Below are 15,954 nucleotides of genomic sequence, written 5' to 3'. Positions count from 1 at the left end.
CCGGCGGTCAGCACGCCCGGCGCCGGTCCTGCCTCCTCGACCCCGTTCCCGCGCTCCCTACACTGTCCGCCGTGACGCTGCAGGCCTACGACCGCGGTCTGCTCGCCGTGCAGCGAGGCGAGTTCGACGAGGCACGGGAACAGCTGACGACGGCCGGCGACGACCACCGGGCACTGCTGCTGTTGGGTCTGCTGGCGAGCAACGGTCACGGCGAACCCGCCGACCCGGTGAAGGCGCACCGCCTGTACGAGCGGGCGGCCGAACTGGGCAACGCCGAGGCCGCCCACAATCTCGGGGTGCTGTACGCGACCGGTCGGGGCGTCGCACCGGACCACCTCACCGCCCTGCGGTGGTACCAACGGTCCGCCGAGTCGGGCCACGCCGGAACACGCCGGACGGTCGGCCTGATGTACGCCACCGGTCAGGGCGTACCGGTGGACGAGGACGAGGCGGAGCGGCACTGGCGGGCGGCGGCGCAGGCCGGCGAGGCGCTGGCTCTGCTCGACCTGGGCACCCTCTTCGCGTACCACCGGGAGGACCTGCCGGAGGCGGCGTCCTGCTACCTGCTGGCCGCGAAGGCCGGCGTCGCTCAGGCCGAACGGGAGCTGACGCTGCTCGCGCCGAGGTTGCGGGAACCGGCTCGGCACGACCCGAAGGCGCGCACCATGCTCGGGGTGATCCTCGCCTACCACCTGGACGACCCGGTCGGCGGCGTGGAGTTGCTGACCGCCTCGACGGAGGACGGTGATCCGGTCGCCCAGCGCAGCCTCGGTTTCCTGGTCCAACACGGCATCGGCACCCCGGCGGACGAGATCCGGGCGGCGGCGCTCTACCAGGCCGCGGCCGAGGCTGGTGATGCGTTCGCCGCGTTCAACCTCGGGGTGCTCGCCGGCCGTACCGCCGACGCGGTGCCCTGGCTGCGCCAGGCCGCCGAGGCCGGGGTGGTGGAGGCGTACCCACGGCTCGGCGACCGGCTCAGTGAGCAGGACCTCGACGAAGAGGCGCTGCGGTGGTACCTGCGCGGCGCCGAGGCCGGCGACCGGGGCAGCATGTTCGCGGCCGCCTGCTGGTACCGCGACGGCTTCGGCGGCCCGGTCGACCTGGTGCAGGCACTCCGGTGGTTCCTGGCCCTGGTGGACGTCGGCAGCGGCGACGGCATCCACGAGGCACACCTGATCGTGCCGAACATGACGAAGGACGAGATCTACCGCGCGGGCCGGCTCTCCGGCCGCCTGCTGGAGGCGGATCTCCTGGTACGACGCCGCACCACGGCGGAGCCCACGTCCGACTGACCAGGCCGGGGCGGATCCTGTTCCGAGGCGTCCGGACGTTCGACCCGGGTCGGGTTGCCCCGGACGAGTTCGTCGTGGATGCGCCAGCGGGCGGTGACGGCGGCACGTTCGGCCAGCTCGTCACCACGCTCGATGCGTTCCCGCAACAGCTTCAGGGCGATCCGACGGTTGAGGCTGAACTGCCGCTCGGTGTCGACCACCACCACGAGACCCGACGGGCGGTGGGTGGCCCGGACCGCCGTACTCGCCTTGTTCCGGTGCTGACCGCCGGGACCGCCGGTCCGGCAGGCGACGATGTCGACGTCCGCCTCCACGAATCGCGTACGCGGGATGTCGAGCTGGCAGGGCCGGGCGATGACGTACCAGTTCTTCCGACCGGTGTCGGCGCGGTACGGGCTCGGCGCCTGCCAGCACAATGTCCCGGTCCACCCGGCGGCGAACGTCTCGGCGCCGACGCCGGAGATCTCGACCAGCGCGGACCGGTAGGTGTCCGGCCGGTCCCCGGGCATCGTCTCGACCCGGCGGGTCGTCAACTGCCGGCACCCGGCGTCGGCCTCCAGCCGGGACAGCAGCCGGGCCAACGCCCAGGCACACTCCTGCGGGCCACGTCCGGCCGAGATGAGCAGGTGGACGCTCACGACCGCCCCCGCCTGCGGCGCGTGTCCCGACGGTCGCCGGCGGGGTCGAGGTCGGCCGTCTTGTACGTGACCACCGGAACCGTGCTGAGCACCGGGGTGGCCAGACCGTGGTCGACGAGGTCGCCGATCACCTGCTCGATGCGCTTGTACGCGGTCGGCGCCTCCTCGAAGAGCAACTGACGGTCGCCGCAAACCACAAGCGACCCCACCGGGGTACGGCGCAACTCCTCGACGGTGTGCTTGGCCCGCCCCCGGCGCAGGGCGTCGGCGCGGGACATCTTGCGGCCCGCGCCGTGCGCCACGGAATGGTTCGCCTCCGCCCCGGCGTGCCCGGCCACCAGGTAGGACGGCGTGCCCCGGGTGCCGGCGACCAGCACGTCCCGGCCGTCACCCCGGGCCGCGCCCTTGCGGTGCAGGTAGGCGCCGTCCCGGATCTCGACCGAGTTGTGGCACTCGTCGACGATCGGTTCGGTCGGCTCGGCGCCGAGCGCGAGGGCAACCCGGGCCGCCATCAGCCGCCGGTTGAGCGAACCCCACCGTACGGCGGCATCGTGTGCGGCGAGGTAACCGGCAGGGTCCGGAGCAGGCCCGGCACCGTGCACCTCGGTGTGCGCCCGTAGGATCCGCTCGCCCAGCCCACGCGAGCCACTGTGGACGATCAGGACGAGGTCGCCGGCGGCCAGCCCGAGCCGGTCCGCGTGGTCCGGCTCGAGAACGGTGCCGACCCGGGCGAGTTCGACGAAGTGGTTGCCGCGCCCGACGGTGCCGAGGCCCTCGACGTGACCGGCGGGAATCTCCCCGTCCAGCACGGCCCAGGCCGGGTCGTCGGCGTCGCGTTCCGGGTCGAGCGCCCGGTCGAGGTCGGGGAACCGAGCGGCGAGCTTCTCGGGTACGACCCGCTTGAGCCTGATCGGGAAGACCGCGATGCCGCAGCCGATGTCGGAGCCGACCAGGAACGGGTACAGCACGCTCGACAACATGGCGGCGCCGATCGGGGCGCCCTTGCCGGGGTGCAGGTCGGGCATGCCGGCGACGTGGATCATGCCGTCGAGGGCGGCCACCTGGTGGCACTGCGCGAGCGCGTCGGACTCGATCCAGCTGGTCGGGGCGGCGAAAACGGTGACGGAGGCACCGGATTTCGGCAGGGAAGCCTGCCGGGAGGGCAACGCAGACAAAGACGCTCTCTTCTCGGGGAAGGAGGAAATGGGCGGACGGCGGCACGGCACGGTTCGGTGCCGTGGTGCCTGGGGATACCGGGAGCGGTCCGTCAGAACGTCATGGGCACCACTGTGGCTGAGCACCGCCCCGACGATCAACCGGATTTCGCACCTGCGGGCCGACACCGGCGATCCCACTCCGCGTCCAGGTCGCCCCGCGCCGGCCGGCTCGGTGGGGAACCCGCCACCGCGTTCGCTCGTTTGACCGGGTGGAGGGAGGCGGCCATGTCCATCCGTACGGCTGTTCTCGCCGCAGCCACAGTGCTGGCGGTGGCCGGTTGCACCGGGTCGGGTACGCCTACCGCCCCGGCGGCCGGTGTCGAGGTCTCCGGCTCCGCGACCCCGTCCGCCCAGCCTGGTCCCACTCCCCCCGCCCTCCGGATCGTCGAGAAGGAGCAGGCCGATCTGCACCTCTGGGTGAGCAACCAGTCGTTCGAGGACGACCCGGTGACCGTCACCGTGAGAATCGACGACACCGTGGTCGTCGACCAGCCCTTCGAGGTGGGCAGTCAGCACAACTGGATCCTTTTTCCGATCGAGGCGCCACCCGGGCCACACGTGTTGACCGCCGTCTCGGGCACCGGAGCCGAGACGCGACAGAGCTTCACCCTGCCCGGGGCGGAACGACGGTACGCGGTGGTCGACTACTGGGGTCCTGACGACCACGGCGACCGGCACCTCACCTGGTACATCCGGTCCACCCCGATCGCCTTCAGGTAGTGCGTGTGCCACAGCGTCGATCGCGGCTCTGACCGGGAACTCGCCATCCCAGGAGCGTGCGATCGCGTCGAGAATCGGCGAGGCTAGGCCCCGTGACCGAACCACTCGCTTCCGAGATCGCCGCGTACGTCCTGGCCCACTCCTCCCCCGCCGACGATCTGCTCCGCGAACTCGCCGCCGAGACCTCCGCCGCGTTCCCGGACGCCGCCGGCATGCAGATCTCCGCCGACGAGGGGCAGCTGCTGACCATGCTGGTCCGCCTCAGCGGCGCCCGGTACGCCGTCGAGGTCGGCGTCTTCACCGGTTACTCCGCCATCTGCATCGCCCGTGGACTGCCGTCGGACGGCCAGTTGATCGCCTGCGACGTCTCCGAGGAGTGGACCGCCGTCGCCCGGAAATACTGGCAGCGGGCCGGCGTCGACAAGCAGATCGACCTGCGGATCGCACCGGCGATCGAGACGCTCCGGACCCTGCCCAACGAGCCGGTCGTCGACTTCGCCTTCATCGACGCCGACAAGCCCGGCTACCCGGACTACTACGAGGCCCTGGTCCAACGACTGAGCCCCGGTGGCCTGTTGGTCCTCGACAACGTCCTGCAGGGCGGCCGGGTGCTCGACCCCGAACCGGGTGCCCCGGGCCCGCGCGTCCTGCGGCAGCTCAACCGGGCCATCGCCGCCGACGACCGGGTCGAGGCCGTCATGCTTCCGGTCCGGGACGGCGTCACCCTGGTCCGGAAACGCTGACCCGACCTTTCATCGGGCCGGCCCCGGGGTCGTCCCGATGGGCAGGCCCGGCCCGGACACCTCCGGCTGGGCGCAGGGGAGGTCGAAGCCGAGCCGGTAGACCGCCGGCATGGGCATCCCATCCCAGAAGGCCCGGCTCACCGGTACGTCGAAACCGCAGAGCGCCCGGGCCACGAACGTGCCGTGGCTGCCGACCAGCACCCGCTGGCCCGGATACGTCCCGACGAGGGTACGGACCGCGGCCACGGCACGTTCGGTGAGCTGGTCGAGGCTCTCGCCGTCCGGCCGGACCAACGACGGGTCCAGCCAACTCGCTGTGTAGTGCCGCTTCCAGTCCACTGTGAACGTGAGTCCGTCGTCCCACTCGCGCAACTCCCACCGGGTCTGTACCACCAGCCCCAGCGCCGACGCGGTGGGCTCGACGGTCTGGATCGCCCGCAGGTAGGGACTGCTCCACACCGCAACCGGCGCCGGTACCGCCAGATCCCTGACCAGCTCCTTCGCCTGCCGCAGACCGTCCGGCGTCAACGGCCGAGTGAACTGGTCCGGACCGTCGGCCGTCGGCGGTACGGACAACGCGTGCCGGACCAGCACCACCTCGGTCCGTCCGCCGAACTCCGCAGCATCGACCGGCTGCTCCATTGACACCTCCTGGTCAACCGTCCCGCTGGTCAGTTCGCACGCGGCCAGAGGTCGTACGGGTTCTCGCCCGGCCGGAAACCGTGCGCCCGCGCCATCGCCGCCGCCTCCCGGAAGCCCCGGGCGACGGCCGAGGGCTGGTGGGCGTCGCTGCCGAACGAGACCGCGTCACCGCCCTCCTCGTGCCACCACCGGATCAGGGTCGAGTGCAGCGACGGTATCCGGGTGCTGATCTCCAGGGCCCGACCCGACCGGGCGGTGGACCGCAACGCGTGCCGGAACTCCGCCTCGAAGGTTGACAGGTCGAACGGGCCGGCGTCCCGCTCCGGCCAGTACCGGACCGGGTAGTCGATGTGGGCGAGTACGGAGAACACCTCGCTCCGGGTGACGAGCTGGACGACCTCCGCGAGGTACTGCCGGACGACGTCGGCCGCTACCCGGTGCCGGTAGTGGCCCGGCGGCTCGGCGAACCGGTCCGGGTCGGCGGGCTCCGGGAGGCAGTGCACCGAGCCGAGCACCCGGTCGAACCGGCCGGCACCGAGCACCCTGCGACAGGCCGCGACGTGCCAGTGCGGCTCACCCAGCTCCAGACCGCTGAGGATCCGCAGGTCGGGAAACCGTTCGCGACATGTCTCGATCGCCGCCAGATATCCGGGTGCGTCGAACGCCGGGGGCGTCAGCACCCCGTCCGGCGTGGCCAGGCTCGCAAGATGCTCGTCCCGGTGGACGCCGTCGAGCGCGACGGTCCAGACCGTGTGGTCGAGGTGCTCGGTGAACGCGATCGCCGGCAGCCCGAACTCCACCGCCCGCGCACAGGAGAGCTCCATCGATGCCAGCGGCGCGTCCCAGGACCACTCGCTGTGTACGTGGCTGTCCGGCGGCACCGTCGCGAGTCCCATGCCCACACCTTCCTGCGACAGGTGTGAATGCGCAACGGCGGATGTGTCCCCTTCCGTCGTCCGCAGGCCGTTCGATCAACGGCCCGGCCCGGGCCCGCCGCCAGAGCGGATGACGACAGGACTTAGCCGGGACCGGCGAGCTACGGACCGCTGTTGGTGGCGGGCCAGCCGGCCGCGAACCGTCGAGCGAGCGCCCTCCTGATCATCCTGTCCGTCGGCACCCATCCCATGAACCGGGCGTGCAGGACGGCCGGGTCCGGACCGGGATTCGGGTTGAGCCGGTAGAGGTCTTCGGTCGCCTCGTAGAGGCAGATCCCGAGGTACACGAACAGGGCCAGGGGATCCAGCCTGAACTGCCTCGGCAGGAGATCCCGGGCCGGCGCGCAGGGCCAGTCACCGCCACAGGCGCGACACAGCCACATGGGGCGCTGGGGGGCGTGCTCGTGGTCCGGGCCGGCGAGCGCGGCCAGGCCTCGCATGACGATCGTGCCCACGTCAGTGCCTCGCGCTCGTACGAGATTCCTGGGCTGGAGTCAGTCGACCGGGGCGACCGGCGCGATGACCGAACCCGGTGGGACCGTTCCAGCCGGGCCCCTGGTTCACTGCTCGCCGCTGGGCCGGTGGGGGCGAGGCGTCCGGAGTGACGTGCGGCTGCGCCACGGCCGGCATCGGAGCCGTGGTTGGTGACCACACGGGAACGGCTGGCTCGGGCGTGTTCGGGTCCGGGTCGAACGGCATCGGCACGGTTGGCACCGCGTCCGGGCACTTCCAGCGAAACCCGCACCAGCAGTAGAGCCAGAGCCGGCGCCAGTACCGCCGATGTCTCCTCAGCACGACGTCACCTCACATCCGTTCGGGCAGCAGAGGGACGGGGACCGCCCAGCGCCTCGTACCAGCGCTGCCGGTTGGGCGGCCCCCGTCGCGACGGGCGCGGCCCGGGTCGCCCCTTCGGGCACCGGCTCGCACGGCCACCCGATTCGCGTCAGGCCGCTTTCGCTCCGTCGATATCCACCCTGGACCAAAGGCTCCCAAGGCGGAATATTGGAGGCGGTGAAACCGATGGGATGAGGTTGGACCCTTCTGTATACGGCGGTGATACGGCATGCAAGATCTGCGCAAGCTGGTGAAGCAACGGCGAGGCGAGCGATCTCTTACGCAAGGCCAACTCGCGAAACTGGTGAAGGTGAGTACGTCGCTTATCACCTCGATCGAGAATGGGCGGCTGGTGCCGCAGCCAGACACCGCCGAGCGGCTGGACCGGGTACTCGGCGGCGACGGGGAGGTGGTGAAGGCCGCCGACGCGGCACGAGAGGATGCGGCAGCGCCTTGGCTGCGTCCGTGGGCCGTCCACGAGGAGCAGGCCACGATGATCCGCACGTGGGAGCCCACGCTGGTCCCCGGCCTGCTCCAGACCGAGGCGTACGCCCGCGCAGTGCTGAGCGCCGGGCCGCACAGCCCCGCTCAGGTCGATGAGATGACCGGGACGAGAATGTCCCGCCAGGTGGCGACCCTGCACCGTGAAAGTCCGATTACCCTATCGGCCATCATGGGCGAGCCGGCACTCCGATACGGAGAACCAGCCCTCCTGCGCGAACAACTCGGCCACCTCGTCAAGATCGGCGAAACACCCGGAGTGAGCGTTAGGGTTATTCCGTTCAGCGCCGGGATTCACGCGGGCTTGACGGGCGCATTCGCTGTGGCGAACCTGGTGGGCAAGCGTCCGGTTGGCTACCTTGACGATCAACTTCGCGGCCGAGTCGTGGCAGACGGGGACGATGTCACCACCTTAGAGTGGACCTGGGAAGCCTTGTCCGCCCGCGCACTGCCCATAGGGCACACACGAGACCTGATTCTAAGGACTATCGATGAGTACACGTGAGCCGGCCTGGCGGAAGTCCAGCCGTAGCGGATCGAACGGCGGCAACTGCGTCGAGGTGGCCGACAACCTACCCGGCCAGGTGCTGGTCCGGGACAGCAAGGACCAGGCCGGCCCGGTGCTGTCCTTCGGTCCCCACGCCTGGCGCGGCTTCGTCAACCTGACCAAGGGCTATCGATGAGTACACGTGAGCCGGCCTGGCGGAAGTCCAGCCGCAGCAGCTCCAACGGCGGCAACTGCGTCGAGGTGGCCGACAACCTACCCGGCCAGGTGCTGGTCCGGGACAGCAAGGACCAGACCGGCCCGGTGCTGACCTTCGGTCCCCACGCCTGGCGCGGCTTCGTCAACCTGGCCAAGCGCATCTGATCCCCACTGGGACGAACAGAGGTCCCCGCCGCACGGCGGGGACCTCTCTGCTCACCTTGTGACGATCACGCGTACAGTGGCCGTCCGTCGAGAATGGCGTTGACCGCCGTGTCGAGTTCGGCAGGGGTCACCCGGGCGTCCAGGTGGGCGCGGATGCCAGAGAAGTTCATCCGGTACAGGCGGTCGACGTCGACCTCCCGCTTCCGCCAGATCTCCTCCACCGGCCAGTGCTTGTCAAGCCGGTGGGCAAGTTCACGTACCGCCAGGTCCATGTCGACCGGAGGCAGGGTGAGTTTTCCGGCCCGGGCAAGGTGTGGGGCTGGGTCGTCCGCCCAGAACTCGAACTCCCAGTCGGGCCAGCGCTGCGGCCACCAGTCCGCAAGTCCTCGGAGGATCTCGATGCTCCACAGACCCGCGCGGCGGGTACGCAGATCGAGGTGCAGACCGGCCTTGGGCATCGTGCGGCAGGCGGTCACCGGCTCCTCGGCCGGCAGCGCCGCGAGCAACGACTCTGGACCGAGTCGCCACGGTTGCTCGGACCACGCGTTGAGCGCGTACCGGCGGCAGCCGGTCTCGTCGACCACGCTGACGACGTACCTGACCGGGTCGTCCGGCTCGCCTCGACCGTACGGGTATAGCTCCGTACGGAAGGGGTCGGCCTCACGCACCACACTGCGGTCCTCGCCGAGGGCGGTGACCAGGTCGCCGGTGCCGTGGTAGGCCCACTCGATCGTCCAGCCCGGCCAGGTCCGCGAGTATCCGTCGAGCAACGCGGCCCGGGCCGCGTAGGCCCCGTCGCACCCGAACGGGTCCAATCCGGTGTGGAAGAGCAGACGGCGCCGGTCCGCGTCGAGCAGGACTGCGTCCCGGCACAGCCCGTCGTCGGCCCAGCCGTCGTCGCCGTCGTAGTCCTCGTCAAGCGCGCCCAGCCAGCGCAGCACGCCCGCCGGCCCGATCGCGAGGTAGTAGTCGACGCCCATGCTGGCGCCCCCACCCATCGCGTGCCGTGACACGACTCCGTCCTGGACGGTCACGTACCGCACGAGGCTGCTCACCGGGGCAGCATAGGAGCCGGGTACGACACGCGCCGCGCTCCCGGACCCGGTGGTCGCGGCCCGTACGGGTGCGGCGGAGGCGGCCGAATGGATCTCGGCCACCTCCGCCCCAGGTCAGGTGCCTGTGGATTGGGTCAGTCCTCGTCGGGCGGCAGTTCGTCGGCCTTCCAGTTGCCGAGGTAGACCGCCGGGCTCCCCTCGACGGGCTCGTCGGCGAGCCCGACCGCGTCGCCGAGGATCCGTTCCATCACCGGGATCGGCAGGTGCGGGTTGGCTGAGGCGTATTCGGTGGTCAGGGGATCGTCGAACAGGTCGCACACCCGGCCAGGTGAGAGCCGTCGATCGGCCGCCACAGAACACCGGACAGCCGGGTGCGGGTCATGGCTGAGCCGCTCGATAAGCGGTGCCGGCGCCTCGGGATCGAGCACGACGAGGCAGCGTGCCCCGGGGTCGGCAGAGTCGGCGAGACGGGCCAACCCGATCCGTTCGAAGGCCGGGTGGTTCAGCAACCGGCCCCGGCTCAGCGTCCTGGCCTGCAGATAGGTGGTGAGCACGGTCTCGGCGGGGACGTTGGCATGGTTCTCGCACAGCAGCAGCCGTACCGCGAAATCGTCGTCGGTGGCGAGTACCGCGACGAGGTCCGGTAGCAGCGACGGGTTGCACGCGACGCTGCGCCGCAGGCCGATGTGCGCGGAGTGGACGCACCGCCGTTGCACCGCCGGGTCGCGGGTGACCTGCGGCCAGCGCGGCGGGTGGATGCGGTCGTCTGGACCGACGTGGTAATCGATCGCCGACCGCTCCTCCTCGCTGAGTTCGGGACGCATCGACACCGCCAGCCGGACCTGGGGCGACGGATCGGTCGTCAACCTGTGGACGAGGTCGACCGGCAACCTGGGATCGACGGCGGCACAGGTCCTGGTCCACTCGTTGTCGTTGCCCACCAGCAGTTCGGCTTCCCGGCGATCGAGCGGAGCCTCGTCCACCGGCGGGGCGGGTGCAGTGGCCGGTCTGGGCGGCGACAACCGGTCGCGTACCTCCTGCGGTATCCGCCAATTCTCCAGGATGTACACGAGCAGGCGGGGATCCCGTTCGACCAGCCGGTCGTACGCCCAGTCGGGCAGCACCGGATCACGCTTCGCGATACGCAGCTCGAAAATATCCGGCCCTTCGGCCAGCGCCCCCAACACCCGGCGGTCGGGATCCTCGACCAGCCTCGCCCGTTGCTCGGGCGTCAGGTACCGGGCCTGGGCCAGTTCGACGCGTACCTCGGGGTCGGGGTGGTCGAGCAGGGCCTCGACCTGCTCGTCGGACCATTCCCGGCGGATGGCGAGGGGGTAGCGCACCTCCTTGGGCTGTTCGGTCACGAGTCGTCGCAGCAGATTGCCAGGGATGGCCGGGTTGCGGGCCAACCCGCGCAGCCGGGCGCGAAGGGGCTTGTCGTAGTACGCGTGGTATGCCTTGTTGGCGTACAGCGAGGGCCTCCAGAACTGGGTGGCGGCGGGAAGACTGTGGCGCGCAAGCGAGCGTAGGCGGGAAAACCCCTGGTCAACACGGTCGATCGACCGAGTGGCACGCGCCGGCTCCGCCGATAGGATGGTGATGGTTGTAACCTCAGCGCGCTCGGCACCATTACGGCGCGACGACGCACCGGTACTCCGATCGCGGGTCAGTACGGGGTGACACCGGGCGGCAGCGTGGAGTTCTCGGCGGCGGTGTGGATGTAGTCGAGCAGGATCCGGCGGAAGGCCCGGGCGGCGTGGGTCGGTTCCACCTCCCGTCGCCGGGCCAACGCGATGGTCCGCTGCACCCCGGGCGAGGCCAGTCGGGTGACCCAGAGTCGGGGGCGCCGGGCGACCACGATGCCGGGGACCAGGGCGGCGCCGAGCCCGGCCTCGACAAAGCTGAGCACGGCGTCCATCTCTCCACCGTCGACCGCCAGCGTGGGCTCGAAGCCCGCCTCCCGGCAGGCCCGTAGGGTCACGTCGCGCAGGTCGTAGCCGCGTCGGAACATCACCAGCGGCTGGTCGCGCAGGTCGGCCAGGCGCAGGGGGCCGGTCGGGTCGACGATCGGCAGTGGGTTGACCGAGGCGACCACCAGGCTGTCCCGCAGCACCGGCTCGGTACGCAGTGCCGGGTCGGGGCCCTGCCCGGGCAGGATGATCAGGGCCAGGTCGAGTTCGCCCCGGAGCAGGTCCCGGACCAGGTCCTGGGACCCGCTCTCCTCGACGCGTACCTCGACGTTCGGGTGGGCGTCGCGGAACCGGCGCAGCACCGCCGGGGCGAGCGAGGTGACCAGGCTGGGGGTGGCGCCGAGCCGGATCCGGCCCCGACGTACCCCGACGAGTTCCTGGACCTCGCGGCGGGCGGTGTCGACGTCGGCGAGGATCCGTTCGGCGAGCGGCAGCAGCACCTCGCCGGCGGCGGTCAGGGCGATGTTGCCGCGTACCCGTTCGAAGAGCGGGGCGCCGAGTTCCGCCTCCAACGAGTGAATCTGCTTACTGAGCGACGGCTGGGTGACTCCGACATTGTCGGCGGCATGAGTGAAATGTCGGGTTTCGGCCACCGCTACGAAGTACCTCAACTGCTGCAACTGCACCCGCATAGCCTACGGCTATCAAGACTGAGCGTTCGATGCATTGGACGACTAATCCGAGGTTACCTAGCGTTTGGCTGGTGACAGCTGTATCGACGCGGGCGCCGATCCGGTCCAGCATCGGCCTGAAGGTCGTCATGGCGGTGACGGGCATCCTGCTGGTGCTCTTCCTCATCGCCCACATGCTGGGCAACCTGAAGATCTTCGTCGGGCCGACGGACTTCGACCACTACGCCCACTGGCTGCGCACGATCGGCTCGCCGGTGCTGCCAGACACCTGGTACCTCTGGGCCCAACGGGTGCTGCTCGGCGTCGCCCTGGTCGCGCACATCTGGGCCGCCACCGTCCTGGCCCGCCGGGCCCGGGCGGCCCGCCCGGTCCGGTACGCGCACCGCCCCAAGGTGCACGTCAGCTACGCGGCCCGGACCATGCGCTGGGGCGGGGTGATCATCGCCGCGTTTGTGGTCTACCACCTGCTCGACCTGACCACCGGCGACCTGAACCCGGTCGGTGACCCGCGTCGGCCGTACGCGAACGTCGTCGCCGACTTCGCACCCGAGCGCTGGTACGTGACCCTGTTCTACGTCATCGCCATCGTCACCCTCGGCTTCCACCTGCGGCACGGCATGTTCAGCGCGCTGCGCAGCCTCGGCCAGCAAACCCCGCGCGGCGAGCGCCGGGCCCGGGGCGCCGCCCTCGCCTTCGCCGTGCTGCTCTGCGCCGGCTACCTGGTGGTGCCCTTCTCCGTTCTCGCCGGCCTGGTGAGGTGACCCGCGATGACCCCACGAGCTGACGAACCGACAAACCCCGTGGTCGGCGAACGGATGGACCCCCGGGCCGCCGTGCCGACCAGCGCCAACGCCGACGTCCGGCCGGGGGCCGACGACGACGGGTCGACGGGCCGGCGCGGCGCCGAGCCGGCCGGACGGCTCCGCGCCGCGGTGCACAACCTGCTGGGCCGGCGCCCCCGAGTCACCGAAACAGGACAGGCATCGATGGAATACACCCGCCAGGAGAACATCGGCACCGAACTCGCGGGCGCACCGGCCAGCCCGGACGGCGACCTCTTCAGCTACGGCGAGCCGATCGCCGACCAGGCCGCGCCGGACGGGCCGATCGAGACCCGTTGGCAGCGCCGCCGGTTCGGCGCCAAACTCGTCAACCCGGCCAACCGCCGCAAGCTGACGGTGATCGTGGTCGGCACCGGGCTGGCCGGCGGTTCGGCCGCGGCCACCCTCGGCGAGCTGGGCTACCGGGTCAAGTCGTACTGCTACCAGGACAGCCCGCGCCGGGCGCACTCGATCGCCGCGCAGGGCGGGATCAACGCCGCGAAGAACTACCGCAACGACGGCGACTCGATCCAGCGGCTCTTCTACGACACCGTCAAGGGCGGCGACTTCCGGTCCCGGGAGTCGAACGTCCGCCGGCTCGCCGAGGTCTCGGTCGAGATCATCGACCAGGCGGTGGCCCAGGGTGTCCCGTTCGCCCGGGAGTACGGCGGGCTGCTCGACACCCGTTCGTTCGGCGGCGCCCAGGTGCAGCGCACCTTCTACGCCCGGGGTCAGACGGGCCAGCAACTGCTGCTCGGGGCGTACCAGGCGTTGGAGCGGCAGATCGGGCTGGGCCGGGTGGAGATGCACTCCCGGCACGAGATGCTCGAACTGATCGTGGTCGACGGCCGGGCCCGGGGCATCGTGGTCCGCGACCTGGTCACCGGCGAGATCAGCACCGAGTACGCGGACGCGGTGGTGCTGGCCAGCGGTGGTTACGGCAACGTCTTCTTCCTCTCCACGAACGCCAAGGGCTGCAACGTCACCGCCACCTGGCGGGCGCACCGCAAGGGGGCGCTGTTCGCCAACCCCTGCTACACGCAGATCCACCCGACCTGCATCCCGGTCTCCGGCGACCACCAGTCGAAGCTGACCCTGATGAGCGAGTCGCTGCGTAACGACGGCCGGGTCTGGGTGCCGAAGGCGGTCGGCGACAACCGTCCGCCCCGCCAGATCCCGGAGGACGAGCGGGACTACTACCTGGAGCGGATGTACCCGGCGTTCGGCAACCTGGTCCCCCGGGACATCGCCTCCCGGGCGGCGAAGAACGTCTGCGACTCCGGCCGGGGGGTCGGGCCGGGCGGGCTCGGCGTCTACCTCGACTTCGCGGACGCGATCGACCGGCTCGGCCGGTCCACCATCGCCGACCGGTACGGCAACCTCTTCGACATGTACCAGCGGATCACCGGCGAGGATCCGTACGAGATGCCGATGCGGATCTACCCGGCGGTGCACTACACGATGGGCGGGCTCTGGGTCGACTACGACCTCCAGTCGACGATCCCGGGGCTCTTCGTGATCGGCGAGGCGAACTTCTCCGACCACGGCGCCAACCGGCTCGGTGCCTCGGCACTGATGCAGGGCCTCGCCGACGGCTACTTCGTGCTGCCCAGCACGATCGCCGACTACCTGGCCGCAGGGCCGTTCGAGACGTTGACCGACGACCACCCGGAGGTGGTCGCCGCCCGCGACGACGTCGCCGACCGGCTGAACCGGCTGCTCGCGGTGAACGGTGACCGGACCGTCGACTCGTTCCACCGCGAGTTGGGCCAGATCATGTGGGACCACTGCGGGATGGAGCGCACCGACGCCGGGCTGCGCAAGGCGTTGGCCGAGATCCGCGCCCTGCGGGAGCAGTTCTGGCAGCGGGTGAAGGTGCCCGGTGACGGTGAGGGGCTCAACCAGGCGCTGGAGAAGGCCGGCCGGGTCGCCGACTTCTTCGAACTCGCCGAGCTGATGTGCATCGACGCGCTGCACCGTACCGAGTCGGCGGGCGGGCACTTCCGGGCCGAGAGCCAGACCCCGGACGGTGAGGCGCAGCGCGACGACGACCACTTCGCGTACGTCGCCGCCTGGGAGTTCACCGGCGCCGACCGTCCGCCGGTGCTGCACAAGGAAGACCTGAACTTCGAGTACGTCCACCCCACCCAGCGGAGCTACAAGTGAACCTGACCCTGCGGATCTGGCGCCAGAAAGGTCCGGACGATCCCGGCCGCATGGTGACCTACCCGGTCACCGACATCTCCCCCGACATGTCGTTCCTGGAGATGCTCGACGTACTCAACGAGCAGCTGACCCTGGAGGGCGGGGACCCGGTCGCGTTCGACCACGACTGCCGGGAGGGCATCTGCGGCGCCTGCGGCATGGTGGTCAACGGCATGGCGCACGGCCCGGAGAAGGCGACCACGGTCTGCCAGCTCCACATGCGACACTTCTCCGACGGCGACACCATCGACATCGAGCCGTGGCGGGCCAGGGCATTCCCGGTGGTCAAGGACCTGGTGGTGAACCGGGGCAACCTCGACAAGATCATCGCTGCGGGCGGCTACGTCACGGCGCCGACCGGCAGCGCGCCGGAGGCGCACTCCCAGCTGGTCCGCAAGGCGGACGCGGACGCGGCCTTCGAGTCCGCCGCCTGCATCGGCTGCGGCGCCTGCGTCGCGGCCTGCCCGAACGGTTCGGCCACCCTGTTCCTGGCGGCGAAGGTGACCCACCTGAGCCTGCTGCCGCAGGGTCAGCCGGAGCGGTTGACCCGGGTGGTCGGCATGGTCGACGCGCACGACGAGGCGGGCTTCGGCGGCTGCACCAACATCGGCGAGTGTTCGGCGGTCTGTCCGAAGGAGATCCCGCTCTCCAGCATCGGCCGGCTGAACCGGGACTACCTGCGGGCCACCCGGGAACGTAACGGCACGCCGGGCACCTGACGCCACCCCGGATGCCGGTGTCCGCGCGGGTGGGTGCCCACACGGGAGCGCGGATTCGCCTATGGTGGCCGGACGGGACGACACGGAGATCGATCCCGTCCGGTCGTCCGCCGCCCGGCGGTGGCCGCCGGCACACCGACACACGGGAGGCCAGCACGTGGC

General features: G+C 70.7%; 17 protein-coding genes. 9 read left to right on the top strand and 8 right to left on the bottom strand.

Going from position 1 to position 15,954, the window contains the following annotated elements; all coding sequences use genetic code 11:
- The first annotated feature begins 71 nt into the window (after positions 1–71).
- On the top strand, positions 72–1,292 hold the full coding sequence (locus ABGB05_RS13950; RefSeq protein ID WP_347653693.1) for a tetratricopeptide repeat protein: 1,221 nt from the start codon (positions 72–74) through the stop codon (positions 1,290–1,292).
- Here ABGB05_RS13950 and prfH read toward each other — a convergent pair.
- Both prfH and ABGB05_RS13940 read right to left on the bottom strand, forming a co-directional pair.
- Positions 1,205–1,930, bottom strand: a complete 726-nt coding sequence (prfH, locus tag ABGB05_RS13945; protein WP_347653692.1) for a peptide chain release factor H — start codon at positions 1,928–1,930, stop codon at positions 1,205–1,207. The two genes, ABGB05_RS13950 and prfH, sit on opposite strands and share 88 nt — an antisense overlap.
- On the bottom strand, positions 1,927–3,105 hold the full coding sequence (locus ABGB05_RS13940; protein WP_347653691.1) for an RNA ligase RtcB family protein: 1,179 nt from the start codon (positions 3,103–3,105) through the stop codon (positions 1,927–1,929). The genes prfH and ABGB05_RS13940 overlap by 4 nt, the downstream gene beginning before the upstream one ends.
- Positions 3,106–3,372: 267 nt before the next feature.
- Here ABGB05_RS13940 and ABGB05_RS13935 point away from each other — a divergent pair, with 267 nt between their 5' ends.
- Positions 3,373–3,867, top strand: coding sequence for a hypothetical protein (locus ABGB05_RS13935; RefSeq protein WP_347653690.1), 495 nt, complete (start codon positions 3,373–3,375; stop codon positions 3,865–3,867).
- Positions 3,868–3,959: 92 nt separating this feature from the next.
- On the top strand, positions 3,960–4,610 hold the full coding sequence (locus ABGB05_RS13930) for a class I SAM-dependent methyltransferase (RefSeq protein ID WP_347653689.1): 651 nt from the start codon (positions 3,960–3,962) through the stop codon (positions 4,608–4,610).
- A 9-nt stretch (positions 4,611–4,619) separates the two neighbouring features.
- Here ABGB05_RS13930 and ABGB05_RS13925 read toward each other — a convergent pair whose 3' ends face one another.
- The 3 genes from ABGB05_RS13925 to ABGB05_RS13915 all read right to left on the bottom strand — a co-directional run bounded on the left by ABGB05_RS13925 (position 4,620) and on the right by ABGB05_RS13915 (position 6,642).
- On the bottom strand, positions 4,620–5,252 hold the full coding sequence (locus ABGB05_RS13925; protein WP_347653688.1) for a histidine phosphatase family protein: 633 nt from the start codon (positions 5,250–5,252) through the stop codon (positions 4,620–4,622).
- 29 nt (positions 5,253–5,281) lie between these two features.
- Positions 5,282–6,148, bottom strand: a complete 867-nt coding sequence (locus ABGB05_RS13920; protein ID WP_347653687.1) for a PHP domain-containing protein — start codon at positions 6,146–6,148, stop codon at positions 5,282–5,284.
- A 140-nt stretch (positions 6,149–6,288) separates the two neighbouring features.
- A complete protein-coding gene (locus ABGB05_RS13915; protein ID WP_347653686.1) occupies positions 6,289–6,642 on the bottom strand; it encodes a hypothetical protein in 354 nt (117 codons plus the stop codon).
- Between the two features lie 608 nt (positions 6,643–7,250).
- On the opposite strand from ABGB05_RS13915, the gene ABGB05_RS13910 reads away from it, so the two are divergent.
- Genes ABGB05_RS13910 through ABGB05_RS13900 form a run of 3 tightly spaced genes read left to right on the top strand, consistent with a single transcriptional unit; the run spans position 7,251 to position 8,390 of the window.
- Positions 7,251–8,027, top strand: a complete 777-nt coding sequence (locus ABGB05_RS13910; protein ID WP_347653685.1) for a helix-turn-helix transcriptional regulator — start codon at positions 7,251–7,253, stop codon at positions 8,025–8,027.
- The gene (locus tag ABGB05_RS13905) at positions 8,014–8,205 is read left to right on the top strand and encodes a DUF397 domain-containing protein (protein WP_347653684.1); all 192 of its coding nucleotides are present in this window, start codon (positions 8,014–8,016) and stop codon (positions 8,203–8,205) included. The genes ABGB05_RS13910 and ABGB05_RS13905 overlap by 14 nt, the downstream gene beginning before the upstream one ends.
- Entirely contained in the window at positions 8,202–8,390 is a 189-nt protein-coding gene (locus ABGB05_RS13900; RefSeq protein WP_347653683.1) for a DUF397 domain-containing protein, read from the top strand. Before ABGB05_RS13905 ends, ABGB05_RS13900 begins: the two co-directional genes overlap by 4 nt.
- A 65-nt stretch (positions 8,391–8,455) precedes the next feature.
- On the opposite strand, the gene ABGB05_RS13895 is transcribed toward ABGB05_RS13900, so the two are convergent.
- The 3 genes from ABGB05_RS13895 to ABGB05_RS13885 all read right to left on the bottom strand — a co-directional run bounded on the left by ABGB05_RS13895 (position 8,456) and on the right by ABGB05_RS13885 (position 12,047).
- The gene (locus tag ABGB05_RS13895; RefSeq protein ID WP_347653682.1) at positions 8,456–9,445 is read right to left on the bottom strand and encodes a hypothetical protein; all 990 of its coding nucleotides are present in this window, start codon (positions 9,443–9,445) and stop codon (positions 8,456–8,458) included.
- 134 nt (positions 9,446–9,579) lie between these two features.
- The gene (locus ABGB05_RS13890; RefSeq protein ID WP_347653681.1) at positions 9,580–10,809 is read right to left on the bottom strand and encodes a hypothetical protein; all 1,230 of its coding nucleotides are present in this window, start codon (positions 10,807–10,809) and stop codon (positions 9,580–9,582) included.
- Positions 10,810–11,111: 302 nt separating this feature from the next.
- Positions 11,112–12,047, bottom strand: a complete 936-nt coding sequence (locus tag ABGB05_RS13885) for a LysR substrate-binding domain-containing protein (RefSeq protein ID WP_347653680.1) — start codon at positions 12,045–12,047, stop codon at positions 11,112–11,114.
- Between the two features lie 68 nt (positions 12,048–12,115).
- On the opposite strand from ABGB05_RS13885, the gene ABGB05_RS13880 reads away from it, so the two are divergent.
- Genes ABGB05_RS13880 through ABGB05_RS13870 form a run of 3 tightly spaced genes read left to right on the top strand, consistent with a single transcriptional unit; the run spans position 12,116 to position 15,792 of the window.
- On the top strand, positions 12,116–12,808 hold the full coding sequence (locus ABGB05_RS13880; protein WP_347653752.1) for a succinate dehydrogenase cytochrome b subunit: 693 nt from the start codon (positions 12,116–12,118) through the stop codon (positions 12,806–12,808).
- A gap of 6 nt (positions 12,809–12,814) precedes the next feature.
- On the top strand, positions 12,815–15,034 hold the full coding sequence (locus tag ABGB05_RS13875) for a fumarate reductase/succinate dehydrogenase flavoprotein subunit (RefSeq protein ID WP_347653679.1): 2,220 nt from the start codon (positions 12,815–12,817) through the stop codon (positions 15,032–15,034).
- Positions 15,031–15,792: a succinate dehydrogenase/fumarate reductase iron-sulfur subunit gene (locus ABGB05_RS13870; RefSeq protein WP_347653678.1), complete on the top strand. Its 762-nt coding sequence runs from the start codon at positions 15,031–15,033 to the stop codon at positions 15,790–15,792. Before ABGB05_RS13875 ends, ABGB05_RS13870 begins: the two co-directional genes overlap by 4 nt.
- Positions 15,793–15,954: the final 162 nt, after the last annotated feature.

Origin of the sequence: Plantactinospora sp. B5E13 (genome assembly GCF_039871775.1) — a bacterium.
GTDB lineage: Bacteria > Actinomycetota > Actinomycetes > Mycobacteriales > Micromonosporaceae > Plantactinospora.
The sequence above is the reverse complement of the archived record's forward strand: the minus strand, read 5'-3'. Positions and strand labels throughout refer to the sequence as shown.